Annotated in this window: 19 protein-coding genes; 3 read left to right on the top strand and 16 right to left on the bottom strand. The window is 68.4% G+C overall.

The genetic code is table 11. From position 1 onward, the window contains the following. Window positions 1-12 precede the first annotated feature (12 nt). Window positions 13-213 carry a hypothetical protein gene (locus VFQ05_01520; GenBank protein ID HET9325428.1) on the top strand — a complete coding sequence of 67 codons (201 nt, stop codon included), beginning with the start codon at window positions 13-15 and terminating at the stop codon, window positions 211-213. A gap of 4 nt (window positions 214-217) precedes the next feature. Here the strand turns inward: VFQ05_01520 and VFQ05_01515 are convergent, their stop codons facing one another. From VFQ05_01515 to VFQ05_01500, 4 genes are all read right to left on the bottom strand, one after another. Then, window positions 218-1,627, bottom strand: a complete 1,410-nt coding sequence (locus VFQ05_01515; GenBank protein ID HET9325427.1) for a DASS family sodium-coupled anion symporter — start codon at window positions 1,625-1,627, stop codon at window positions 218-220. After that, window positions 1,624-2,442, bottom strand: a complete 819-nt coding sequence (locus tag VFQ05_01510) for a class I SAM-dependent methyltransferase (GenBank protein HET9325426.1) — start codon at window positions 2,440-2,442, stop codon at window positions 1,624-1,626. The genes VFQ05_01515 and VFQ05_01510 overlap by 4 nt, the downstream gene beginning before the upstream one ends. Further along, window positions 2,439-6,008 (bottom strand): AAA family ATPase, encoded by a 3,570-nt coding sequence (locus tag VFQ05_01505; protein HET9325425.1) that lies wholly within the window; start codon window positions 6,006-6,008, stop codon window positions 2,439-2,441. Before VFQ05_01505 ends, VFQ05_01510 begins: the two co-directional genes overlap by 4 nt. A 552-nt stretch (window positions 6,009-6,560) precedes the next feature. Further along, window positions 6,561-7,400 (bottom strand): transglutaminase-like domain-containing protein, encoded by an 840-nt coding sequence (locus tag VFQ05_01500; GenBank protein HET9325424.1) that lies wholly within the window; start codon window positions 7,398-7,400, stop codon window positions 6,561-6,563. Here VFQ05_01500 and mutY point away from each other — a divergent pair. Together mutY and VFQ05_01490 are read left to right on the top strand one after the other, a co-directional pair. After that, complete coding sequence (gene mutY, locus VFQ05_01495; protein ID HET9325423.1) at window positions 7,399-8,478, top strand: A/G-specific adenine glycosylase; 1,080 nt, start codon at window positions 7,399-7,401, stop codon at window positions 8,476-8,478. The genes VFQ05_01500 and mutY overlap by 2 nt on opposite strands. A gap of 29 nt (window positions 8,479-8,507) precedes the next feature. Further along, a complete protein-coding gene (locus VFQ05_01490) occupies window positions 8,508-8,888 on the top strand; it encodes a DUF2007 domain-containing protein (GenBank protein HET9325422.1) in 381 nt (126 codons plus the stop codon). A gap of 10 nt (window positions 8,889-8,898) precedes the next feature. Here VFQ05_01490 and VFQ05_01485 read toward each other — a convergent pair whose 3' ends face one another. From VFQ05_01485 to VFQ05_01430, 12 genes are all read right to left on the bottom strand, one after another. Beyond that, the gene (locus VFQ05_01485) at window positions 8,899-9,597 is read right to left on the bottom strand and encodes a site-2 protease family protein (protein HET9325421.1); all 699 of its coding nucleotides are present in this window, start codon (window positions 9,595-9,597) and stop codon (window positions 8,899-8,901) included. Further along, window positions 9,594-10,187, bottom strand: a complete 594-nt coding sequence (locus VFQ05_01480) for a GNAT family N-acetyltransferase (GenBank protein HET9325420.1) — start codon at window positions 10,185-10,187, stop codon at window positions 9,594-9,596. Before VFQ05_01480 ends, VFQ05_01485 begins: the two co-directional genes overlap by 4 nt. 9 nt (window positions 10,188-10,196) lie before the next feature. Continuing rightward, on the bottom strand, window positions 10,197-11,318 hold the full coding sequence (locus tag VFQ05_01475) for an ABC transporter permease (protein ID HET9325419.1): 1,122 nt from the start codon (window positions 11,316-11,318) through the stop codon (window positions 10,197-10,199). Then, on the bottom strand, window positions 11,315-12,094 hold the full coding sequence (gene ccmA, locus VFQ05_01470) for a heme ABC exporter ATP-binding protein CcmA (protein HET9325418.1): 780 nt from the start codon (window positions 12,092-12,094) through the stop codon (window positions 11,315-11,317). Before ccmA ends, VFQ05_01475 begins: the two co-directional genes overlap by 4 nt. Further along, window positions 12,091-13,083: an HlyD family efflux transporter periplasmic adaptor subunit gene (locus VFQ05_01465; protein ID HET9325417.1), complete on the bottom strand. Its 993-nt coding sequence runs from the start codon at window positions 13,081-13,083 to the stop codon at window positions 12,091-12,093. The genes ccmA and VFQ05_01465 overlap by 4 nt, the downstream gene beginning before the upstream one ends. Then, on the bottom strand, window positions 13,080-16,331 hold the full coding sequence (locus tag VFQ05_01460; GenBank protein HET9325416.1) for an efflux RND transporter permease subunit: 3,252 nt from the start codon (window positions 16,329-16,331) through the stop codon (window positions 13,080-13,082). The genes VFQ05_01465 and VFQ05_01460 overlap by 4 nt, the downstream gene beginning before the upstream one ends. 2 nt (window positions 16,332-16,333) lie before the next feature. Then, entirely contained in the window at window positions 16,334-17,413 is a 1,080-nt protein-coding gene (locus tag VFQ05_01455; GenBank protein HET9325415.1) for an efflux RND transporter periplasmic adaptor subunit, read from the bottom strand. Then, the gene (locus VFQ05_01450) at window positions 17,410-18,804 is read right to left on the bottom strand and encodes a TolC family protein (GenBank protein ID HET9325414.1); all 1,395 of its coding nucleotides are present in this window, start codon (window positions 18,802-18,804) and stop codon (window positions 17,410-17,412) included. Before VFQ05_01450 ends, VFQ05_01455 begins: the two co-directional genes overlap by 4 nt. After that, complete coding sequence (locus tag VFQ05_01445) at window positions 18,801-19,427, bottom strand: TetR/AcrR family transcriptional regulator (GenBank protein HET9325413.1); 627 nt, start codon at window positions 19,425-19,427, stop codon at window positions 18,801-18,803. Before VFQ05_01445 ends, VFQ05_01450 begins: the two co-directional genes overlap by 4 nt. Before the next feature lie 381 nt (window positions 19,428-19,808). Beyond that, window positions 19,809-20,582: a prolipoprotein diacylglyceryl transferase gene (locus VFQ05_01440; protein ID HET9325412.1), complete on the bottom strand. Its 774-nt coding sequence runs from the start codon at window positions 20,580-20,582 to the stop codon at window positions 19,809-19,811. 65 nt (window positions 20,583-20,647) lie between these two features. After that, on the bottom strand, window positions 20,648-22,912 hold the full coding sequence (locus VFQ05_01435; GenBank protein ID HET9325411.1) for a TonB-dependent receptor: 2,265 nt from the start codon (window positions 22,910-22,912) through the stop codon (window positions 20,648-20,650). Next, window positions 22,909-24,348 carry a sodium:solute symporter family protein gene (locus VFQ05_01430; GenBank protein ID HET9325410.1) on the bottom strand — a complete coding sequence of 480 codons (1,440 nt, stop codon included), beginning with the start codon at window positions 24,346-24,348 and terminating at the stop codon, window positions 22,909-22,911. The genes VFQ05_01435 and VFQ05_01430 overlap by 4 nt, the downstream gene beginning before the upstream one ends. Window positions 24,349-24,365: the final 17 nt, after the last annotated feature.

The following is a 24,365-nucleotide window of genomic DNA, read 5'->3' as shown; positions in this document are numbered from 1 at the left end:
GGAGAAGTCACGATGCCGCTGTGCGTCTATCTGTGCTACACGCCGGGCTGCAACACCAAGGTCGAGCGCTGGATGCTCACCGGTGAAGAGGGCAAGGCCGCGAAGATCGAATGTCCGCGCTGCGGCGTCGTGATGGACGTCGCGTGGCTGGGCCAGCAGACGCCGACGCCGAACATGAAGGACGCGCCGGTCCCACGCGTGCCGGAGCGCTGACGGCCTACCAGAATCCCAGCGCTTTCCACCACATCGCTCCCAGCGTCATCCAGATCGCCAGGTTCACCAGCGAGGCGACGAAGCCGATCCGCCACCACAAAGGCTGCGACACGTAGCCCGCCCCGTAATAGATCGGCCCCGGCGTCGTGCCGTAATGCGTGAGGCCGGCCATCAGGTTCGATCCGTAGGCCAGCGACAGGGCAGCCAGGCCGGCGGGCGCTCCGGTGGCGAGCATCACGGCGAGGAACGGCGTGAACATCGCGGTCGCGTGGGCGGTGATGCTGGCGAACGCGTAGTGGGCGTAGAAGTAGACGAGGAGCAGGATCAGGAAAGCGCTCCACCATGGCATCCCGGTGGTGAAACCGGCGACCGTTTGGGCGAAGCGCTGCGGGAGGCCCGTGTCGCCGAGCGCGCTGGCCAGCTGCACCAGGCCCCCGTACCAGATGAACACGTCCCAGGCCCCGCGCTCCGACTTCACGTCCTCCCAGGTCACCACGCCCGAGAGCAGCAGCGCGCAGATCCCGAGCAGCGCCACCAGCGCGTAATGGAGATGGTGGAGCGCGGTGGTCATCCACAGGAGCGCGACCATCGCGAACACCAGCAGCATGCGAATCTCGGCCGCCGACATCGGACCCATGCGGTCCAGCTCGGCCTGCGCGATCTCGACGGCGCGCGGCGTGTGGGTCACCTCGGGGCGCGCCATGCGGTACACGATCAGGCCCACCACGATCAGCGAGACCAGGCCCGGCACGATCGAGCCCGCGATCCAGCGCCCGTAGCTCAGCTCGATGCCCGCGGTCTTGTGCGCGAACGAGGCGATCAGCGCGTTGGCGGCCTGGCCGGTGAGGAAGATGGCGCAGTTCACCACGCAGCATTGATAGATCAGGATCATCAGGAACGCGCCGAGCCGGTTGGCGGTCGGACCGGGTTGCGAATCGTAGGCCTCGGCCAGGCTCTTCGTGATCGGGAAGATGATCCCGCCGGCGCGCGCGGCGTTGGACGGAATGAACCCGGCCAGGATGAACTCGGTGAAGGCGAGTGAGTATCCGAGGCCGAGCGACCGCCGGCCGATCGCGCGGATGAGGAGGAAGGCGATGCGTCGCCCGAGACCGGTGTCGATCATGCCGCGCGACATGAAGAAGGCGGCGAGCACCAGCCACACGATGGGATCGGCATAGCCTGCGAGCGCCTCGGCGATCGGCTGGGCGTTGAACACGATGCTCGCCGTCACGCCGAGGAGCACCATGGCGCCGCCTGGGAGCGGTTGCAGCGTGAGCCCGACCACCGTGGCCACGAAGGTCGCGAGCAGGTTCCAGGCGCCTGCCTCGACGCCGGCGGGGCGGGGGATCAGCGCGATGGCGACGCCGATGCCGAGCACCACGGCCCAGCGCCAGACGCGGCCCGAAGAGGTCATCGAGCTCGTTCGGCCAGGACCATGATCCGCGATACGGCCCTTCGCTGGGCCAGGTCGATCACGACCTCGAGATAGTCCATCTGTCCCTGGACGTCGCTCGCATCCATCACCGCCTCGAGCTCCGCGCGATGCGCGCGCATCGCCGCCAGGCGGCCTTCGCCGTTCATGGACGCGGTCTTCGTCCGGTCTTCGGTCTCGATCACGCGGAGGCCCGCCGCCTCGAGCTGGGTCTCGTTGAAGCCCGGGCGGACGAGCTGAATGGAGCCGTTCCAGCTTCGCTTCACCCGCTCGTCATCGGTCATCGGACCGGTGACCACGCCCGCGTCGGTGACGACGAAGCGCCCGCCGGGCGCCAGGATACGCGCCACTTCCCGATAGAGCCGCGACCGATCGGCGAGGTGGATCACGACGTCGAGCGACATCGCCGCGTCGAACGAGCCGGCTGCAAAGGGAAGGGCTTCGTCGAGGTCGGCCTGCCCGAGCGTGAGCCGGCTTTCGACACCGAGCGCCGCGGCGCGCACCCTGCCGTTCTCCAGCGCGGCCGGGCTCGAATCGACTCCCGTCCCGGAGCAGCCGGTGCGGGCGAGCGCGAAGGTGAGGGGACCGCAAGGCCCGCAGCCGAGATCGAGCAATCGGCTCGCCGGGGTGAGACCGAGCCGCTGCAGATCCGCCCGGAGATCGTCGGGACGGACCCAGGAGTGCTGCCCGATATCCTCGCCATAGGCCTCGCGACGAATCCGGCGCATCACAGGCGAGTCGAAGAGGCGATAGAAATCGTCGTAGCGTCCGGCGCGCGGCTCGTGCGCCGTGCTCATCGAGTCGCAGGCTCGCGCGCCGCCAGCTCGGCGCGCTCCATCAATGGCCTGGCGCCGCAGGCCTTCGCAATTTCGACCGCGCGCTGGAAGTCGGCTCGCGCGCCTTCCGTGTCCCCCTCGCGGCGGCGCAGGAGGCCGCGCTCGTAGAGCGTGCGGGCGACCTCGATCCGGCTTCCGAGCTTCTGGAAAGCGCCGATCGCCTCGTCGAAGAGCGCGCGGGCTTTTGCCGGGTCGGTCCGCGCCGTCCAAAGCGCTCGCACACGCATGGCCAGAGCCAGGTGATGCGGGGCCTGCGCGAAACGCGCGCGGTCCTCGGCGTCCTCGATGGCCGCGAGCGCTTCGTCCCAGCGTTCGAGACGGACCAGGACCTCGGCGCGAACGTGCGCGAAGCGCAATGGATTCGCGCGAGCGTCACGTCCGCGAAGGATGTCATGGGCGGCCTGCCCATGCGCGTAGGCCTCCATCCAGCGCTCCTCGCGCATGGCGATCTCGGCCAGCGCCAGATGGGCTTCGACCTGGTGGTGCACGAGCTCGAGCGCCTTGGCCTCCATGAGCACTTGCTCGGCAAGCCCCGAGGCCCCGGCGTCGCCGGCTTCCCGCGCGATGCCCGAGAGAATCAACCGAATGAGCCCCGCCACGCGCTTCTCCCCGATCCGCTCCGCGCGTGCGAGTCCCGATTGCGCCGTGGCACGCGCGGCCGCCAGATCGCCCTTGCCGAAGTGTCCCGCCGTGGCCGCGAATTCCGACCAAGCCACTCGCTCCTGCGACTGCGCCTTCTCACCCCATTCGCGATCCCTCGCGGCGTGGTGGAGGGCATCGTCCCAGCGGCCCTGGATCGAGGCGTTCTCGGCCTGGAACTCGTGACCGACCGCGCGAACGTACGGGTCGGAGACCGCGGCGCCCATCTCCTCCTCGCGGCGCGCCCAGCGGTTGCTCTCCTCGAACTCCGTGAGGTGCTGATATGCGCCGGCGAGATGCGAATAGACCAGGGCTCTGGGCAGGTGATCCTCGAGACGCTCGGCCAGCGCGCGGGCCTGCTCGAGGTACTCGACCGCCTTCCGGTGCTGTCCGCGATAGTGGTGGTAGCGGCCGATCATGCTCAGCACGCGCGACATGTCGGCCGGCTGTTTCTCGGCGTCGAGCTCGGCGCGGACCGCCTCGAGGATCGGCAAACCTCGCGGATCGCCGATGCGCCCCAACACCTCTCCGATCTTCGACTGCACCGACAGCTTCTGTGAACGATCACCGGTCAGGCCGACCGCGCGCTCGTAGTGCTGGACCGCGGGTCCTGATTCTCCGAACGCCCACCAGACGTTGCCGAGACATTCCTCGATCTCCGCCAGCTCCGGGGTCAGCTCCAGCTCCTCGGCGCACTCCCGCGCGCGGTCGTAGAAGTCGATCGCTTCCTCCAGCGCGTGGAGCCGCGTGGCCTGCACCGCGGCGCGCTTGCTGTAGGCCAGGCCCTTCTTGAGGTCGCCGCTTCTCGCGAAGTGATACGCCAGATCCTCGACGTGGGTGTCCAGATGGGCGGAGTACAGGTTCTCCAGGCTCTCTCCGATGCGCTGATGGAGCCGGCGCTGGCGGATGGGATTCAGCTCCTCGTGCAGCACTTCGCGGATCTTGTCGTGGGTGAAGGCGAAGTTCTCGCCGCTCTCGGCACGGATGAGCTGGGACGCGCTCGCTTCATCGAGCGCGTCGAGCAGCGGGTTCTCGGCCACCGCGGTCGCGGCCGCCAGCTCCTGGAACTCGAACACCTTGCCGAGCGCGGCCGCGGTCTGCAGCACTTCGGTGGTGGCGGGCGTCAACCGCTCGAGCCGGCGGCTCACCGCGGCCTTGATGCTCTGAGGGATCGCGAGCTCGCCGACATCGTGCCGCTGCCACTCTCCGCGCTCGCGGTAGATCTGGCCTTGCTCGATCAGCGCCTTCACCACCTCTTCGACGAAGAACGGATTGCCTTCGGTCTCCCGGTGCAGCGCCGCCGCGAAGTCGGGGCTCACGGTCTCCTGTCCGAACATCACGGCCAGCATCGTGGAGGTGTCGGCGAGCGAAAGGCGCGAGAGCGGCACGCGGGTGGCGAGGCGCTCCTTGTTCCACTCGACCAGCGACTTCTGCAGCGGATGCGCGCGATCCAGCTCGGCCTCGCGGTACATGCCGAGCACCATGAGCCGGCTCTCGCGAGTCTGGCGCAACAGGTAGTGGAGCAGCGCCAGCGTGCCGTGATCCGCCCAGTGCAGGTCGTCGAGCACCAGCAGGAGTCCGCGCTCGTCGGCCAACGCGCTCAGGAAGCGCACCACGTGATCGAACAAGCGCAGCCGCTCTTCCGAAGGCGAGAGCGTCGGGTTGGGCGGCTGGGGACCGAGCTTGGCCTCGATCTCGGGTGCGAGCTTGGCCAGCTCAGGCGCCATCGAACCCAGTGCGGAGCGAAGCCGCTCGGGATCTCGGCCGCGCACCCAGCCGCGCAGCGCCTCGAGGAACGGGAGATAGGGCGTCGTGGCCTCGAACTCGTAGCAGCCGCCCTGCAGGACCCATGCCCCCTGCAGCCGGGCGTAGACGGCGAGCTCGCGCGCGAGCCGCGTCTTCCCCACGCCCGGCTCGCCCGAGATCAGGGCCATGTGCCCCTGGCCGCGCTCGGCGCGCGACCAGAAATCTCTGAGATGCGCCAGCTCCGCACCGCGCCCGACCAGGCGGCCGCGCGCCAGCTGATCGAGGAGCCGGACCGAATCGTTGCCCGCCGCGGCCGGTTTCACCGCCGGAAGATCGGCGGAGCGCACGGCCGCGAGCGCCGTGTCCACGTCGGCTGCCTTCGCGAAGCGGTCCTCGGGGCGTTTGGCCAGCAGCTTGAGGATGAGCGCGTCGAGCGCCGGAGGAAGATCGGGACGGTAGGTGATCGCGGGCACCACCGGCGCGTGCAGGTGCTGCGAGACGACCGCGATCGGATCATCGCCCGGGAAGGGCGGCCGGCCGGCGACCATCTCGTAGAGCAGCGCGCCGAGCGCGTAGAGATCGGCTCGCCCGTCGACCGGCACGCCCATCGCCTGCTCCGGCGCCATGTAAGCCGCGGTGCCGAGCAGCATGCCGCTCTGGGTCAGCCGCGAGTCGGTGCCGGTGATGGCGAGCCCGAGGTCGGCGAGCTTCACCTCGGGATGGCCGTCCTCGGCGATCAGCACATTCTCCGGCTTGAGATCGCGGTGGACGATGCCTTTGTCGTGCGCGTGCTCGAGCGCCTCGCAGAGCTGGCGGCCGACCGCGATGATCTGGGTGAAGCCGAGCGGCGGGTGTCCGCGAAGGCTGCCGCCGCTCACCAGCTCCATGACCACGAACGGCTGGTCGTCCGCTTCGCCGGCGTCGTGGACCGCGACGATATGAGGATGGTTGAGCGTGGCGGCGGCGCGCGCCTCGTGGAGGAGCCTCCGGCGCGCTTCGATGCCGAGACCTCCGCCTTCGACCACCTTGACGGCGACATCGCGGCCGAGCCGGAGATCGTGCGCACGATACACCGCGCCCATCCCGCCACGTCCCAGCAAGGCATCGATGCGATAACGATCCGAGAGCGTCTTCCCGATCATGACGCGCGGAGTCTAGCGGATCGGCGCAGGGCCGCTGGGAGGCTTTGAGAGGGGCGGCCGAGATCGGCCCTGGCTCGAACCAGGTCGCTCAGCTCTTGGTCGGGTCCGGCGTCCAACCCGGAATACGAAGCAGGATGCTCGTTGGTGCGCCGGCGCCCGATCCGCAGCATCTCCGTCCAGCCGCACTCCCTTGAGCGACCGAACCTCGATGCTCTTTTCTTTCTTGCTCATGGCCCGGCCACTCTCCCTGAGCGACCGGACCTCTGGACCTTTGCCCCGTCGGGATGGCCCCGGAAAGGTTCGCTTTAGCCCCACCAGCTACCCCCAGTGGTCGGGTTTCAGCGGGTGTCCAGATCCGGAGCCACCTGATCGACGTGGCACTGGCTTGATTCATCCCGACACCGCAAGGTCAGGACAGCGACGAACATGGCAGGAGTCGAGAGCCGGGGGGAGTAACAGAGGGTGCGTAACGTGCCCGAGCGCGCGACCAGGACTCGAGTTACGGGGCCGGTTCTGGGTGGGGTTACGTGCGATTCGGGAGAGCGGAAGATCCTAGTTCAGGCTCGAGACCAGGCGGTGGAGATGCCGCACGTGCACCTCGAGCGCCTCCTTGTCCGGGGCGTCGGGCCGCTGCTCGAGGTAGTGCTCGATGTCCCGCAGGGCCGGCCAGTAGCGGCGCAGGCGGTAGAGGAGGAGGCCGCGATCGCGAATCTCCTCGAGGTCGCCCGGACGCAGCACCAGCAGCCGGTCCACGGCCGACAGGGCGCCGGCATCGTCCTCGGCGCGCAGATAGGCGCCCTTCAAGTTCATCAGAAGCCGCGCGATCATGTCGTGCTTGGAAACCGAGTGCAGATGCGCGTCGCGCAGCTCGAGCTTGCCGCCCGAGATCTCGCGCAGCATGCGATGGCAGTCCTCCTCGTGAACCGACATCCCGTCGCGATAGGGATCGAGCAGCAGATCCCGGGGCTCTCCGGTCAGCCGAACCAGGAAGTGCCCGGGAAAGCCGACGCCTTCGAACGGGATTCCGATTCGCCAGCCCAGCTCCATGAACACGATGCTCAACGTGAGCGGAACGCCGAGGCGGCGCTCCATGACTTCGTTGAGCATCGAGTTGCTCGGGCTGTAGTAGTCCTCCTGGTCGCCGCGAAAGTGCAGCTCCTCGAAAACGAAGTTCCGGAGCCGCGCCAGCTTCTGGAGGTTGTTCCACTCCGGCTGGAGGCGCCTGCGCAGCTCGTCCGCCCAGCTGTCGAGCGTGTGGAGCGTGGCGTCGACGTCGACGTCGGGGTTGGACTCGGCGGCGATCAGCAGCGCGGCACGGGCGAGGTCGAACGAAGACTCCGGGCGCTTGACCAGCTGCTCGAAATCCGCTCGGATGCCTTCGGTGGACCCCATGTCGCGTGAGCTCCTCTCGTGGCGGCGTCCGTTGCTCGCCTGGTACCGCCGTCACCGGCGGGACCTGCCCTGGCGCCGGACTCGCGATCCCTATCGCGTCTGGGTCTCGGAGGTCATGCTCCAGCAGACCCAGGTCACGACCGCCCTTCCATTCTACGCCGCGTTCCTGAAACGCTTTCCTAACGTCGGCGATCTCGCCGCCGCTTCCGAGACGCGGGTGCTCGCGGCCTGGTCAGGTCTTGGCTACTACCGTCGCGCTCGCCACTTTCATGCCGCGGCGCGGCTCGTGGTGAGCGAGCATGGCGGCCGGGTGCCGAACGACCCCGAGGCCTTCCGTCTGCTTCCCGGAGTCGGCCGCTACACGGCGGGCGCCGTGCTCTCCATTGCTTTCGACCGGCCTCTGCCGGTGCTTGATGGCAATGTCGCCCGTGTGCTGTCCCGCTTCTTCGCCTTGCCCGTTTCCATTCGCGACGCCGCCGGCGCCAGGCGTCTCTGGGCGCTCGCGGACACACTGGTTCCGATGCGAACGCCCGGGGACTGGAACCAGGCCTTGATGGAGCTGGGGGCCACCATTTGCATTCCGAGGCGCCCGCTTTGCACTTCATGCCCCGTCAGGACTTGGTGCCGGGCCCGGGCCCTGGGCCGGCCGGAAGGTTTTCCACCCGTGGCTCCACGACGCCCGACTCTGCGGGTGCGCCGGGCGGTGGTGTTGATCGAGCGCGGCGGCCGGGTGCTGATGACCCGGCGCGAGGGTGCTCTGCTCGAAGGTCTGTGGGAGCCGCCGGGCGTCGAGCTCACGTCAGGCACTTCTGCCCGGCGAGGTCTCGGCGATTCGCTCGCCGCCATCGGCGTGCGGGCACGGCTGCGGCCCACGGAGAGACGCGTGCGACACACCATTACTCACCGCGCGATCGAGGTCGAAGTGTGGCGCGGGATGCTCGAGGATGCGCCGCGGCGATCCCCAGGAGTGCGCTTCGTCGATCGACGCACCTCGCACGTAGCCCTCAGCGCGCTTGCACACAAGCTGCTGCAACCCGTCGCCGAAAGGTCTCGCCTTCGTTCACGAACGAGATCATGATCCCGGCGGGGTGAGAGAGAGGAGGGGCCGTGTACTGTCCGAACTGCCGGACCGAGTACCAGGCGGATGCGACCATCTGTACCGACTGCGGCGCGGAGCTCGTGGAAGATCCGCCCCTGCCCGAGGGTTCCGAGGAACCCGATTACGAGTGGGAAGACCTCGAGACCGTCCTCGTCACCAGCGATGCGACGCTCCTCCCGGTGGTGAAGTCGGTGCTCGAGTCGGAAGGCATCGACGCGTTCGCCCAGGGCGAGATGCTCCAGGACTTCATGGGCATCGGCCGGCTTGCGGGTCCGAACCTCGTCACCGGCAGCATCGAGATCCAGGTGCATCGGAACGACGCCGAGCGAGCCCGGGCCTTGTTGCAGGCGACCGACTCCACGGCCGTCGATCTCCCCGAATCGAGCTAGGACTCCCGTCCTAGCCGCCGACCAGCCGCTCCACCGCGTCACGGATCGGCGGGATGAGCATGGGGAAGACCCTCCATGCGACGAACAGTCCAAGGATCGAGCCCACCGGCCCGAGGCGCCTCATGATCCCCGCCATGTGGGGCGGCAGCAGGATGTCGATCACACCGGCGCCGTCCAGCGGAGGAAGTGGAATCAGGTTGAAGATGGCGAGGAGCACATTGAGCGAGAGCAGGACCGAGAGCGCGCGCGCTCCGAAAGCCGCGAGCTCGCCGTCATGAGCGGCGGCGGGAACGACCAGCTCGGACCACGCGTGCATGCCCGCGGTCGCCGGATCGAATAGCCCGATCACCAGCCCCAGCTTGATCACGACCAGCGCCGCCAATGCCAGCAACAGATTCGCGGCCGGGCCCGCCGCGGCCATGAGCGCCGCGCGACGCGGATGCCTCGAGGCCCATTCGGGATCGAACGGCGCGCTCGCCCAGCCGATCGCCCATCCCTGGGTCATCGACGTGAGCAGCGGCAGGATCAGCATGCCGATCGGCTCGCGTCGAATGTGCGGCCAGGGCGAGAGACTCACCTGACCGCCTCGATAGGCGGTGGGGTCGCCACCGCGCATCGCGGCCCATGCGTGTGCGGCCTCGTGGAAGGTGGTGCTCAGGACGAAGGCCGGAAACCAGAACAGCAGTCCTTCCAGCTGGAGGTGATTCACGTCGTCGGTCGGGTGTTCTGCAGCCACTCCACGAAGGCCCAGCACTCGCGACCGTCGCCCAGCAGCAGCGACGCCCCGGGACCGAGACCCGCATCGCGGACCACCTGCTCCTGGCGCTCGTCCTTCACGCTGATGGCCAGCGTCACGCAGTCGAAGGCCCAGTCGTTCCGGAGCCACCGGCGAAGGGCCTCGAAAAGATGCCGGTCGAGATCGGACGCGACCTCGGAAGAGCGCACCCAGAAGCCGAGCTGGACCGGATACGCGGCACCGCGGCAAAGGTTCGCCGCCTCCTTGAACACCGGCGTCAGGTACACGCACCCGAGACAGCGTCCGCCGTCGGGGCTCAGCACGGTGAACGTGAACGCGATGCCGTCCTTGTGCTCCCGCTCGTGGCGCTCGAGGTCCGCCAGGTTCTCGGCCAGCGTGAAGTCGTCGCTCGGCCAGTCGCTCTGGCTCCAGCGCCGCAACGCCGCGGGGTCGGACATGACCGCGGCGTAGTCGCGCTCGGCGTCGGCGGCGAGCAAAGGACGCAGCAGCAGGCGCTGCGTGCGCAGGCCCTCGGGGACGGTCACCACGGGATGGAGTGCCATGGGCGCAGATTACTCGAGCTGCTTGTGGAAGCGCAGCGTCGAGAAGGTGAAGAAGAGCAGCGCGAATCCCACCAGCGCCAAGGTCTGCGGCCACAGCTCGGCCAGGCCCACGCCCTTGAGCAGCACGCCGCGGATCACCTGCAGGAACCAGGTGAGCGGTATGCCATAGCCGATCCAGCGCGCGCCGATCGGCATGGCCTCGCGCGGGAACATGAAGCCGGAGAGCAGCACGTTGGGGAGCAGGAAGAAGAAGGATATCTGCATTGCCTGCGCCTGGTTGGTGGCGAGGGTCGAGATGAAGAGGCCGAGGCCGAGGTTGGCGATGATGAAGATGAACGACACCAGATACGCGATCAGCAGATTGCCGCGCACCGGGACGTGGAACAGCAGGTGGCCGACCACGAGCACCGCGCTGATCTGCACCAGGCCCACCAGCGCGTACGGCGCGATCTTGCCCAGCATGATCTCGCTGCGGGTGAGCGGCGTGACGATCAGCTGCTCGAGCGTCCCGTGCTCCCGCTCGCGCACCACCGCCATGGCGGTGGTCACGATCAGGATGTTGGACAGGATCATGCCGATGATGCCGGGCACGATGAACAAGGCGCTGTTGAGCGCCGGGTTGTAGAGCGGCCGGACCCGCATGTCGACCGGCAGGGGGCTGGTAAGGCCCGGCGTGCGCGCCGAGAGGATCTGGACGTTGGCGCGCTGGCCGACGAGCAGCGCCGCGCCGATCGCGGTGTTGGCGCCGGTGGGATCGGTGGCGTCGACCAGCACCTGCACCTCGGTCGGGCGGCCGCGTTTGAGATCACGCGCGTAGGTGTCGGGGATCACCAGCACGGCGCGCGCCTGGCCGGCGTCCACGGCCTCGATGGCGTCCGCGTACGAGCCGACGTCGCCGACCAGATGGAAGTTGTCGGTGGCCTCGAACTGCTGGGCCAGCAGCCGGCTCTCCTGGGTGCGGCTCATGTCGAACACCATGGTCGGAAGGTTGCGCACCTCCTGCCGGATGGCGAATCCGAACAGCAGGAGCTGCATGACCGGCACGCCCAGCATGAGTCCGAGCGTGGTGCGGTCGCGGCGCATCTGGATGAATTCCTTCCAGAAGATCGAGCGCAGCCGCTCGCCGTTCACGTCGCCTGCTCCTGGAGCTGGACGAAGATGTCCTCGAGCGAGAGCCCTTTTCCGAACGACATGCGCACTTCTTCGGGTGTGCCGAGCGCGGTCAGATGCCCTTTGGAGAGGAAGGCGAGCCGGTCGAAGTGCTCTGCCTCGTCCATGTAGTGGGTGGTCACGATGATCGTGGTGCCTTCGGCGGAAAGGCTGCGGATGATCTTCCAGAACAGCCGGCGCGCGCCGGGATCGACTCCCGCGGTGGGCTCGTCGAGGAACAGCACCGGAGGCTGGTGGAGCATCGCGCAGCCCAGGGCCAGCCGCTGCTTCTGGCCGCCGGAGAGCGGCGCCACCATGCGGTCCATGATCTCGGAGAGCATCATCCGCTCGCGCGCCCACTCGATGCGCTCGGGAAGGCGAGACTCGAGACCGTAGAGCCCGCCATAGAAGCGCAGGTTCTCGGCGGCGGTGAGGTCGCGATAGAGGCCGAAGGCCTGCGACATGTAGCCGATGTGCGACTTCACGTCCTCGGATCGTGTCGCGACGTCGAAGCCGGCCACCTTCGCGGTCCCCGACGTCGGAGCCATCAGACCGCACAGCACGCGGATGGTCGTGGTCTTGCCCGAGCCGTTGGGTCCGAGGATGCCGAAGATCTCGCCGCGGTGGATGTCGAAGGTGATGTCGTTCACCGCCTGCACCTCGGCGAAGTGCTTGGAGAGACCGCGAACCTCGACGACATGGGTGGGGGCGCGCGGCGGCGCGCGATCGGCGGGGGATGCGCCGGGCGGGTCGCTCACGAGCCGGCCTTCACGGCCTGGATCGTCGCGTCGGCCGGCAGCCCGGCCTTGAGCTGGCCGTTGCTCGGAGCCAGCATGATCTTCACCGCGAACACGATGTTGGCGCGCTCTTCCTCGGTGAGCGCCGCGCGCGGCGTGAACTCCGCCTTGGTGGCGATCTCCGACACCGTGCCGGGAAAGCGCCGCTTGTCGCCTTTGCCGAGGTGGATCTGCGCGTCGGCGCCGCGGCGGATGCGGCTGATCTCAGGCGCCGCCACGTAGGCCCGCATCCACAGACTGTCGGGGTTGCCGAGCGTCACCACCGGTGAGCCCACGCCCACCAGCTCACCGGGCTCGAAGTTGCGCAGCAGCACCACACCGGCGACCGGCGCGATCAGCACCAGCTCGCGCAGCCGGCTCTGCGCGCCCAATGCGGTGGCGCGCGCCGCCTCGGCGGCCCCGCGCGCGGCCACGATGTCCTCACGGCGGCTCCCGGCTTCCAGGAGCTTCAACTGCTCGCGCGCCGCGTCGCGTTTGGCCACGAGGTCGTCGCGAGTGGTCCGTGTCCTGTCCATCTCCTCTTCCGAGACGACCTGACGCCGGAAGAGCTCCTGCATCCGGGAGAAGTTCTTCTCGGCGCCCACGAGCTGAGCTTCGAGCGAGGCCACGTTGGCGCGCGCCATCCGGACCTCCTGTGCGCGCGGTCCCTTGACGACCTCCTGGGACTGCGCGGCGGCGCGCTCGGCCTCCGCCGCCTGAGCCAGCAGCTGGGCGGCCACTTCGTCACGTGACAGGACCGCCAGCGTATCGCCTGCGCGGACGCTGTCGCCTTCGTTGACCATCATCCGCGCCACGCGGCCGCCGACCATCGAAGCCACGTCGATCTCGTCCATCTCGATGATCCCGCTGGCGTGGATGCTCGCGGGGTCCTTGCCGCAAGCGCCGAGGGCGACCATGGCCAGGATGGCCACCGTCGCCCTCACGACGCGCCCGCGGCCCGGACGGATCATGACCTCACGCTACCGGCGGGCGCGGGCTCGGGCTCTGGCGCCGGCTCTGGCGCCGCAGCCTCGGTCGTTTCGCGCCGCGGGGACGCCTTCGCCGCGACCGGCTCGGAAGCGACGTGCGAGCGCGCGTGATCCGGAGGCTGCGTGAAGCGCAGCACCAGCCCGCGCACTCGCGTGCCGAAGTCGTCGAGCAGCGTGTACACCACAGGCACCACGATCAAGGTGAGCAGCGTCGAGGTGATGAGGCCGCCGATCACCGCATGGGCCATGGGTGCGCGGAACTCGGCGCCCTGGCCGAGCGCCAGCGCGGTCGGCAGCATGCCGAAGATCATCGCGAGCGTGGTCATCACGATCGGGCGCAGGCGCAGCTCGCCGGCCTCCACCAGTGCTGCGCGGCGATTGAATCCGCGCTCGCGCGCGGCGTTGGCGAAGTCGACCAGCAGGATCGCGTTCTTGGTCACCAGTCCCATGAGCATGATGATGCCGATCATGCTCATGATGTTGAGCGTGCCGCGCGTCACCGCAAGACCCAGCATCACTCCGATCAGCGACAGCGGCAGCGAGAGCATGATCGCCAGCGGCTGGAGGAAGCTGCCGAACTGCGAGGCCAGGATCAGATAGATGAACACGATCGCCAGGGCCAGCGATTCGGACATGAAGCCGATGGTCTCGACGAAGTCCTCCTGTTCGCCGCCGAAGTCGAACCGGTATCCGGCCGGCAGGGACAAGGTGCCGATCCGGCTCTGGATGTCGCGCACCACATCGGTGAGCGGCCGGTTCTGATAGTTGCCCTCGATCGTGGCCACGCGCTGCAGATTCTTGCGGTCGATGCGGTCGGGGGCGCCGCCAGGAGAGAACGTGGCGACCTGTCCGAGCGGCACCATCACCGGCTGGCCGGTGCGCCGGTCGATCTGCGAGGTCGCGATCGGAATGCGCGCGAGGTCGGCCTGCGAGGTGCGCGCCTCCGGCGCCATGCGGACGATGACGTCGTGGGCGAGGCCGGTGGGGTCCTCCCAGTCTCCGGCCTTCTGTCCGGAGAGCACCGGACGCAATGCGTCGCCCACCGCCCCGACCGAAAGACCGAGCTCGGCGGCGAGATCGCGGTTGACCGCGACCACGACTTCGGGCTTGCGCCCTTCCAGGCTCGATTTGAGCTCGACCAGGCCCGGGACGTCGCGGAGCTTCTCGAGCGTGGTCTGAGAGAGCTCATCCAGCTTGCCGAGATTCTCGCCGCGCAGGTTGAGCACGATGGGGGCCTGCGCGCCACCCACGGCGCCGATCTGCAGCACGCGCGCCGACACGCCCTGGAAGTGCCCGAGGTCGAGGCGGAAGGCCGCCTCCAGCTCCTGCTGGCTGCGCTTGCGCTCGGTGCGCGGCTTGAGCTTCACGTAGACCTGGCCCTTGTTGACCGCGTTGTTCTGTTGCGCTCCGCCCACCGTCGCATAGGTATAGGCGACTTCGGGCTGGCGGCGGATGTAGGCCGCGACGTCCAGTGTCTTGGCGGCGGTGTAGGAGATGGAGGAGCCGACCGGCGTCTCGACGGCGACCAGGGTCTGCCCCTCGTCGGACTTGGGCATGAACTGCCCGCCCACGATGCCGGTTGCGACCATCGCGATCGCCGCCACGAAGGAGAGCGCGGCAATTCCGAGAGTCAGTGCGCGATGCCGCAGCGCCCACTCGATCAGGCCGCGATAGCGCCGGCCGAGCCCGGCGAAGGAGTCGTTGAAGCGCGCGAGCAGCCGGCCGATGCGTCCTCGGTTGGCGCCGGCCTCGGCGTGCGGATCGTACCAGCGCGATGACAGCATGGGGTCGAGCGTGAACGACACGAACAACGAGACCAGCACCGCGAAGGCCACCGTGATGCCGAACGGATAGAAGAAGCGGCCGACGATGCCGCCCATGAAAGCTACCGGCACGAACACCGCCAGGATCGACGCCGTCGTGGCGAGCACCGCGAAGCCGATCTCGGCCGTGCCCTCGCGCGCCGCGGCGAAGTGGTCCTTGCCGCGCTCGAGATGTCGCACGATGTTCTCTCGCACCACGATCGCGTCGTCGATCAGGATGCCGATCACGAGCGACAGCGCCATCAGCGTCATCGTGTTGAGCGTGAAGCCGAAGGCGTAGATGGCGAGAAACGCCGAGATCACCGACACCGGCAGCGTGAGCCCGGTGATCACGGTCGAGCGCCACGAGTTGAGGAACACGAACACGATCAGCACCGTGAGGATCGCGCCCTCGACCAGGGTGCGCTGGACGTCGTCGACCGACTCGTGGATGTAGGTCGAGTTGTCCTGGATGATCGAGAGCGTGACGCCTGTGGGCAGCGTCTGGTTGAGCTCGGCGATCGCCTCGTGGACGGCTTCGGCGATCGCCACCGTGTTGCCGCCCGACTGTTTCCGCACTTCGACCGCGACCGCGCGCTGGCCGTCGAGGTAGGCGGCGTCGCGCTCTTCCTCCTGGGCATCCTCGACGCGCGCCACCTGGCCGAGGCGGATGGAGGAGCCGTCGCGCGTGGCGACGATCACGTTGGCGAAGTCCTCGGGCCGCGCCAGCCGGCCCTTGAGCCGCACCAGGTTCTCGCGCGAGCCGCGCTCCACCCGGCCGGCGGGCGTGTCGGCGTTCTCGCGGCGCAGCGCCGCCATCACCATGTCGGGGGAGACCCCGAGCGCCTCCATGCGGTCGGGCAGGAGCAGCGCGTGGATCTCGCGCCGCAAGCCGCCCACGACGCCGACGTTGCCGACCCCCGGGATGTTCTCGACCCGCTTGCTCACCGTTTCTTCGGCGAGCTGCGTGAGGTCGCGCAGGCTCCAGCCCTGGCCGCGCACGGCGAAGCTCATGATCGGCTGCTGCCCGGGGTCGAACCGCGATACCACCGGCGGATCGATGTCCTTGGGCAAATCGAGCCGCAACGCGTCGATCTTGGCGCGCACGTCGGCCTGAGCGTCCTGGATCTTGGTGCCGAGGTGGAACTGCACGTAGATCTGTGAGTAGCCCTCGGTCGAGACCGACTGGATCTGCTTCACGCCGGAGGCGGTGTGGATCGCTTCCTCGATCCGCTTGGTCACCTCGCGCTCGACGGCTTCCGGGCTGGCGCCCGCGTAGCGGGTCTCGACCGAGAGGAAGGGAAACTCGACGTTCGGCCACTGATCGATGCCGAGCCGGCGATAGGAGAAGAAGCCCAGCACCACCAGGGCCAGGATCATCATCGTGGCCAGAACCGGCCGCTTGATCGAGAGATCGCTGAGGAACATGACTACTTCCCCTGGCTCGGGAGCTGGACGGACCGCCCCGCGGTCAGTCCGTCGGCGCTGGCGACGACGACGGTGTCACCGGTGCTCAACGGTCCCTGCACCTGCACGAGATTCTGGGACTCGTCCCTGAGTCCCAAGGTGACGGCGCGCACCGCGAGCTTGCCGTTTTCGACCACCCAGACCTGGCTCCCGCCGGCAGCGGCGGTCTGGATCGCCGCTGGAGGCACGGCGATCGCCTGGCGCACTTCGCGCAGCACCACGCGCCCCGAGGCGAATTGGTCGCCGACCAGGCGACGGTCCTTGTTCGGCACCGTCACGTACACCCTCACCTGACGGGTGGAAGGATCGGCGGTGGCGTTGATGCGCGAGATCCGCCCCGAGATCGAGCCATCGGGAATGCCGGAGACGCTGAGCGCCACCGGCGTCCCGGGCGCGAGCGATGCGGCATGCTCGGCGGTGACGGTGGCTTCGAACTCGAGCTCGGCGGTGTTGACCACGCGGAACAGCGGATCGCCGTCGCCCACGCGGTCGCCGGCCTTCACGTGCCGCTCGGCCACCACGCCCGCGAACGGCGCGCGCACGGTGACGTCGGCGAGCCGCTCGTTGGCCAGCGCGGCGTTGGCCGTCGCGGCTTCGAGCGCGGACTGCGCGCTCTCGAGGTCACGCTTCGAGACCGCGCCGGCTTCCACGAGGTTCTTCATGCGCTGCACGTCGCTCTCGGCGACCCGTCGCTGCGCTTCGGCGCTGGCCGCCGAGGGGCCGATGGCGCCGGCGCGGAAGCGCGCCAGCACCTGGCCCTTGGCCACATGCTGCCCTTCCTTGACGAGCACCTGCTCGATCACGTCCTTGAACGGGGAGATCAGCCGGGCGTCCATGGCGGGCGCCAGATTGCCGGACACCGAGACGCCTTCGGTCAGGTCGGCGACGCTCACCTGAGCGATGTCACTGGGACCGAGAACGACCGAGGGGTCGCCGTGGCCATCGGCGGTGGCCGCGCCACGGCTCCCGCAACCGGCGAGCGCCAGAACCAGGCCGAGACCGGCGAGACCCTGAAGCGAACGAAGAATCATGCGCGTGTTCATCGGGTCTTCGCCTCCACGTTCACGGAATAGGTCAGTGTTTCGAGCGGCTTGCGTTCCACCGGCAGGGTCTTTCCGATCGCCCGCTCGAGGCCGGCCAAAGCCACCAGATAGTCACGCGCGCCTTCCACCTGCCGCACCTGGGCCAGCAGCATGCCGAGGCGCGCGTCCGAGACTTCGAGCTGCGTGGAGATTCCGTTGGTGTAGCGGATCTCCGAGAGCTCGAAGGCGCGGGTCGCCTGGCGCACCGTCTGGCGGCGTGCCGCGAGCTGCGACCCCGCCTGGTCGAGCAGCGCCTTGGCCTGGGCCACGTCGACCGCCACACGCTGCGCCGACTGATCCCGCTCGGCCTTGGCCTTGTGGAGCGCCGCCTGCGCCCGCTGGACCTCGCCCTCGGTCCTGAAGCCGTTGAAGATCGGGACGTTCATGCGGATCTGCGCGTCCCAGTTGCGCACGAAGTCGTGCGGCACCGGCCATTCGCTCTGCGGAAAGGCCTGCTGCTGGAGGCTGGTCGAAGCCACGAGCGTGGGCCAGCGGTCGGCCTTGGCCGCGCGCAGCGCCTGCTCCTGCAGGCGCACGTTCGCTTCCGAGGCGGCGAGCATGCCGCGATCCGGCGCGGCGAGTGACGCCGTCGCCAGCACCGGGATGGTTCCATCCGCAGCCTCGAGCGGCGTGACCAGCTCGATCGGCTCGCTCCTCGGCAGATTGATCAGCTCGCGCAGACGGAACGTGGCCAGGTCGGCCGCGGTGCGCGCCGCGACCACCGCGGGCTCCTGATTCGCCGCGTCCACCTGCGCGCGCAGCAAGTCGTATTCGGCGCGGGTGCCCTGCTCGTGAAAGAGCGCCACCTGCGCTTCGTGTTCCTTGGCCTGCTTCAGGCTGCTCACCGAGATCTCTTCCAGCCGCCTGGCGGCCACGGCCTGGTAATAGGCGGCCTTCACTTGGTAGACGAGATCGGAGATGGCTTCACGGTTCTGTTCCGTCGCGGCGCTCAGGTAGAACTTCGAGCCGCGCAGCGCGGCGTTCCACTTGCCGCCGTCGAACAGCAGCTGCGACGCCTCGAGCGCGACCGTCCAGTCCCTCACGGCGCCGAACGACGACTTCGAGAAGGCGGCGCCCAGCGTGCTGTCGGCGGCGAAGGGCTCGAAGATCGAGTCGATCTGGTGCCGGTAGGTGATACTGCCGTTGATCTGCGGCATCGCGGCCGACGTCGCCGAGCGCACCCGCGCCTTGGCATCGAGGAGCTGTGCCTGGGTCAGACGCACTTCTTCCGATTGCTCGAGCGCGCGCGCGACAGCCTGGTCGAGCGTCAGCTTCGCGGCGAACGCCGGCGCGGCGAGCGCCGGCGCGGCGAGCGCCAGGAGCGCGAGCGCCCGAGCGCCGATGGTCTTCACGACGCACCTCCCGGGGCCGCGGCCAGCCCTTCCAATGCGAGCCGGATCCGGGCGGTGAGCTCCTTCGACAGGTCGTAGGGCTCGTTCGGAGCGCAGGCCCACACCAGCACGGTGAAAAAGAAGATCGAGCGCAGCACGTAGGTGGCGCGCTCGGGATCGGCGTCACGCCGGATCTCACCCGCGGCCTGCGCGCGCTCGACGAGAGCGCGCATCATGTTCTGTGCGCGCTGGTTGATCTCGATCCCCTCGGGGGCGGGGGCCGAGCCCTTGAAGAGCTGCAGCAGCATGGCGCGGGAGAGATCGCGGTCGTTCATATACAGCTCCGCGGCGTAGCGCATGCGCTCGACGATCTGCTTCACGGCGGGCAGCGCCTTCTTGCCGAGGGACTCGCTGTGGCTCTCGACGTCCGCGAGATGCTCGAAGCAGAGATCGAAGACCACCGACTCTTTGCGCGGGTAGTAGTTGAAGAAGGTGCCTTTGGCGACGTCGGCGCGCTCGGTGATGTCGTCGACCGTCGTGGCTTCGAAGCCCTTCTGCTTGAACAGCTCGAGGGCGGCCTGGAAGATTCGCTGGCGCGTCTCTTCCTTCTTCCGTTCGCGGCGGCCGAGCTCCATGTCCGTCATCGTTCGATCCTTTGTTTGGACCTTGGTCATTCATGACCAGGGGCCAATATAGATCGCACAAACAATGACCAAGGTTCAATCTTTTTCTATGGTCAAGATTGACTGTGATGCAAAATGCTTGTCATGAGGTGCGGCTTGCTTGTTATGGAAATGACACAAAACTGCGCCGGCGCAGTTTTGTGTGACACGGTCTTGACATGCATGGGTTCCAGGCGCTCAAGAGGAAACCGCCAGGTCGGCAGAGTCAGCCTCGGTCTAGGGTGTTGGACCCCAGCCGGATCGCACACACGCTACCTGCGGCGCCGGCGACTTGCCCGCGTACCCTGCCGCCGACTTGGCGGTCTGTTGCTGAGCGCCGCAACGCGCTTGCCCTGCCGCCGACTAGCCTTGGCTGGAGTCCACCGCGCTAGACCGAGGCTTGAGCAGGAGACCGAGCCCCACGACGATCAACACCAGGCTCACCCATTGGGCCACGCTGAGTCCTAGCGCGACTCGCGGGTTGATCCTCACGAACTCGACCAGGAATCGTGCGATCCCGGCGAGCACCAGGTAGCGGCCGAACTGACGGCCGCTCGGCTCCGACCGATGCCGTGTGCGCCACAGCCACGCGAAGATCGCGAGGTAGGCCAGCATCTCGTAGATCGGGGTCGGGTGGACGCGCACGTCCGGGGGGTAGTCCCAGCCCACCACCGCGTGCGGGTAGGCCATGCCCCAGGGGAGCTTGGTCTCGGTCCCCCAGTCGCCATCGCCCGAGACCTGGCACCCGATCCGACCCACCGCATGTCCGAGCGCCAGCGCCGGCGCCACGGCGTCGGCCCCCGCCAGCCATGGTATCGAATGCCGCCGGAAGAAGAGCGTCAGAGCGATCGTGCCGCCGAGGAGCCCGCCGTACCACGCGAGTCCGCCACCCGTGAAGATGAAACGCACCGGGTTCTCGATGAAGGCCGGCCAGCTCTCGAAGATCACCCACAGACGAGCGCCCGCGACTCCGCCCAGCGCGCCCAGGATCGCCGCGTCCCATGCCAGCTTGCCCTCGAGGCCGCGGCGCTGAAACTCACGGGACGTGGCCCAGCCCGCGGCGGCCATCGCCAGGGCCAGGAAGATGCCGAACCAGTGGATCGGGATCGGACCGATGCGGAGGTTGTCCGGGATCACGCGGGTCGGGCGCGGAGCTGCGCCCGGAGCTCCTCGGTGGAACGTCTCATCGCTTTCGCGCCCCTCTAGAACCCGAGCCGCAGCTCCGCCAGCCAGTGACGGGTCGCCGCCGGAATGAACTGCGGGACCAGATTACCTCCGGCGTCGTAATCCATGTAACCGCTGGTCGCGTAGCGGCGGTCGAGGAGGTTGAAGATCCGCAGCGCAAGCTCGGCCGAGGTCAACGCCTTCGTGCTGAACCGCCAGCCGGCATTCAGGTTGACCACCGTACGCGGGCCGATGCTCGCGTCCTTCGATTCGGTGTTGTCCAGATACATGCGTCCCGCGTACTGCGCCGCCACCTCGAGCGTGGCGTTGCGCCATGCGGCGCGTGCCGAGGCGTTGGCGAGCGCTCCGGGGAAGAAGCCGATCGCGTTGCCGTCGTAGCTCACCTCGTCGCCGGGCGTGGGCCCGTAGTGCTCGCGGTACTCGACGAAGTGGTTGTCGCTGAGCGTGGCGTTGGCCGTGAGCAGGAAAGGCGAGGCCGGCGCGCCCGCCGCGGCGGTGAGCTCGATTCCCTGGTGGACCGATCGCGCGGCGTTGCCAAGGATCGGATAGCCGAGGTCGGTGTTGAACTGGCCCGCATAAACCAGCTCGTCCTCGAAGTCCATGCGGAACAGATTCGCGCCGAGCTGCGCGCGCGCGCTCGTCCACGACACGCCGGCTTCGTAGTCCATCACCTTTTCCGGCTCGACGAGCGGCTCACCGTTCGCGAACAAGGGCACACTGCCGGCGCCCTCCGCGTCGTAGAGGTCCCTGAACGCGGGCTCGCGCCGCGAGTGGCCCGCCGCCGCGAACAGCGTGAGGTCCGCGCGCGGGCGCCAGCGCACGCCGAGCCGCGGAAGACCGAAGTCGTACGACTGGTCGAACTCGATGCCGTCGAATTGGTCGCCGCGCATGAAGTAGCCCTGATGGCGCCACGCCAGATCGAGGGTCCAGGCCAGCGACGCGCTCGGCGACCATTCCTCTCGCATGAACAGTCCAGTCGAGAGCGTGCGAGGATGGTAGTCGTAGTAGACGTGATCCGGCTCGGTGCCGGGGGGCAGGCCGCTGCCCGAGATCACCGAGCCGATGTGACGGCCGTCGTGCGCGCGGAGCTCGCCGCCCACCGTCAGCGTGTGCGCGTCACGGCGCAGCTGGAGGCGCGGCACCCAGCCGTAGTGCCGGTTCCTGATGAAGCGCTTGCGCACGGCGTCGAAGCGCTCGACGGTGAAGTTTCCGGAGCCGTCCTGCACCAGCGCACCGGTGGTGTCCTGCGCGTAATAGTGCCGCGGGAACAGGGTGGAGTCCGAAGTCGCCCAAGGCGAGAGCCGGTAGTCGCTCAGGCTCTGCCCGAGCCGCCGCTCGTCGTAGAAACCTTCGCCGTCGAAGTAGAAGAGCGTCTGCGACAGATTCGCCGTGGGTGAGAGCGCCCAGTGGTGGAGCAGCTCGTAGTGGGGCTCGAAGAAGTGGTCGCGCTCGCCTTCGTAGGTGATCGGGTTGTAGCGCCGGTCGCGATCGGCGTCACCGGTGATGCCGCCATCGAGGTAGGACTGGGGGATGCCGAGGTAGGCGAGGTGAGTCTCCTCGGGGCCGCCGTAGAGATTGATCCGTGACCACTGATTCGCCGTGATCGCGTGCTGCACCGAGAGCGCGTAGGACCACAGCTTGGTATCGGACCGGTCACGGTAGCCGTCGGACTCGATGCGCGAATAACGGCCGTAGAGATTCCAGCCCGATGCGAGCGGCCCCGAGATGCCTTCGATCATCACACGCTTGGTGTCGAACGATCCGTACCCCGCGGTGGCGCGGAAGGTGGGAGCCGCGGCGAGCGGCATGGTCTCCAGACTCACGCTTCCTCCCACGGACGCGGCGCCGTAGAGCGCGGAGCCGACGCCACGCTGCACCTGCGCCTCCGCGGTGGAGGCCAGGAGATCGGGATGATCGATCCAGTAGACCTCGTGTGACTCCGGGTCGTTGAGCGGCACGCCGTTGACCAGCACGCTGATCCGGCGCTGCGGGAAGCCGCGGATGAAGAGGTAGGAGTAGCCGATGCCGTTCCCCGCGTCGGAGTAGGCATAGGCGCCGGGCAGCGTGGACAACGCCATCGGGGTGTCCTGGCCCCAATTCGCGCGCTCGATGGCGGCTCGATCCATCGTCGAGCGGGCGTAGGGACTCGCGGCTTCGAGGCGCGTGGTGCTGACCTCCACCGCAGGCAGCGGCACGACACGTCCCAGCGTATCGGTCGCAGTGGTGTCCGTCGTCGTGGCCTGCATGAACAGCGCGGCCGCCAGCAGCGATGTGGAAATCATCCGATGTGCTCTCCCTCCTCGATGCGTCGCGAAGGCAGCCGCCGGCGCACCCATTCCCAAGCCCATCCCGCGAGATACAGCGACAACGACACGCCGAGACCCGCGTAGATCGGCTCGATCGACCACGGATAGCGCGCCGTGCCGGCTTCATCCAAGGTCTTCGACAGCACCCAGACGAGCGAGACCACGAAAGAGACCAGCATCGACGTCACCGTCCACCGCGAAGGGAGCATTCCGCGCCCGACCAGTGCGGCGCCGACCGGCAGCAGGAGCACCGGAGTCGTGATCGAGCCGAGGTCGTGCCATAGACCGATCACGCTTCCGTGGGCGAGCGCTAGCAGCGCGGCAAACCCGCACGCGATCCACAGCCCAACGCGCGTGTAGCTGGCGATGCGCGACTCGTCGCGCTCGCCGCGCAGCCGCCAGATCAGATCGCGCCCGATGGTGCCGGCGGCGATGAAGCCGTAGGAGTCGATCGTGCTCATGACCGTGGCGATCATGCCGACGTAGAAGAGCCCCATGGCCACCGGCGGCAGCAGCCGGCGGGCGAGCTCGGGATAGGCGTCGACCGGCTGCGCCAGATCGGGGAGGAGCGCGCGCGCGTAGAGCCCGGTGAAGGTGGTCATGAAGTCGAACACGATCCAGAACACGACCGACCACAGCACCGCGCGGCGAGCGACCTTGGGATCTCGCGCGGCGTAGGCGCGCTGCCAGAAGGCGGGATCCACGAGCGTCGAGAGCGCGATGAAGTACCACACCAGGATCGCGGATGCGGGGTTGCCGCCATGCCACGTCCAGTGACTCTCGGGCAGACGAGAGGCGAGGTAAGGCAGGCCGCCGAGCTTGCCCACGGCGAACGCCAGCATGATCGCCATGCCGACGTACATGAGGACGAACTGCACCTGGTCGCTGAACACCACGGCGCGCATCCCGCCTTTGGTGATGTAGAAGAGCGAGAACACTGCCGCGGCGATCACCGATGGCCAGAGCGGCGCCGAGGTCATGCCGGCGAACAGGGTGCCGAGCATGAGCACGTACGCGGCCGGGGCCGCGGTGACGAACACCGCGAGCGCCCCGACCACCGCGGGGCCGCGGCCGTAACGCTGCGCGAGCAGGTCGGGGATCGTGTACAGCGCCGCCTCGCGCGCGCGGCGTGCGAACAGCCAGGCGAAGAGCAGCGCGCCCAAGTAGTACGGCACGCCGAAGACGAGCCAGTTGGAGATCCCGTACCGGTAGGAGTACTCGCCGACGCCGAGGATTCCGCCGTACCACGTGGCCACCAGCGTGGCGACGAGGGCGGGCAGCGTCACCCTGCGGCCCGCGACCAGGTAATCGACCGCGCCTTCGGAGCGACCCGTCCGGCGCAGCCACACCGCGATCAGGAACGCGAAATAGGCGAGGAGGATTCCCCAGTCGAGAGGACTGCGACTGAACATCGTGCTCCCGGGACGCC

Source organism: Candidatus Eisenbacteria bacterium (assembly GCA_035712145.1).
Classification (GTDB): domain Bacteria; phylum Eisenbacteria; class RBG-16-71-46; order RBG-16-71-46; family RBG-16-71-46; genus DASTBI01.
The sequence above is the reverse complement of the archived record's forward strand: the minus strand, read 5'-3'. Positions and strand labels throughout refer to the sequence as shown.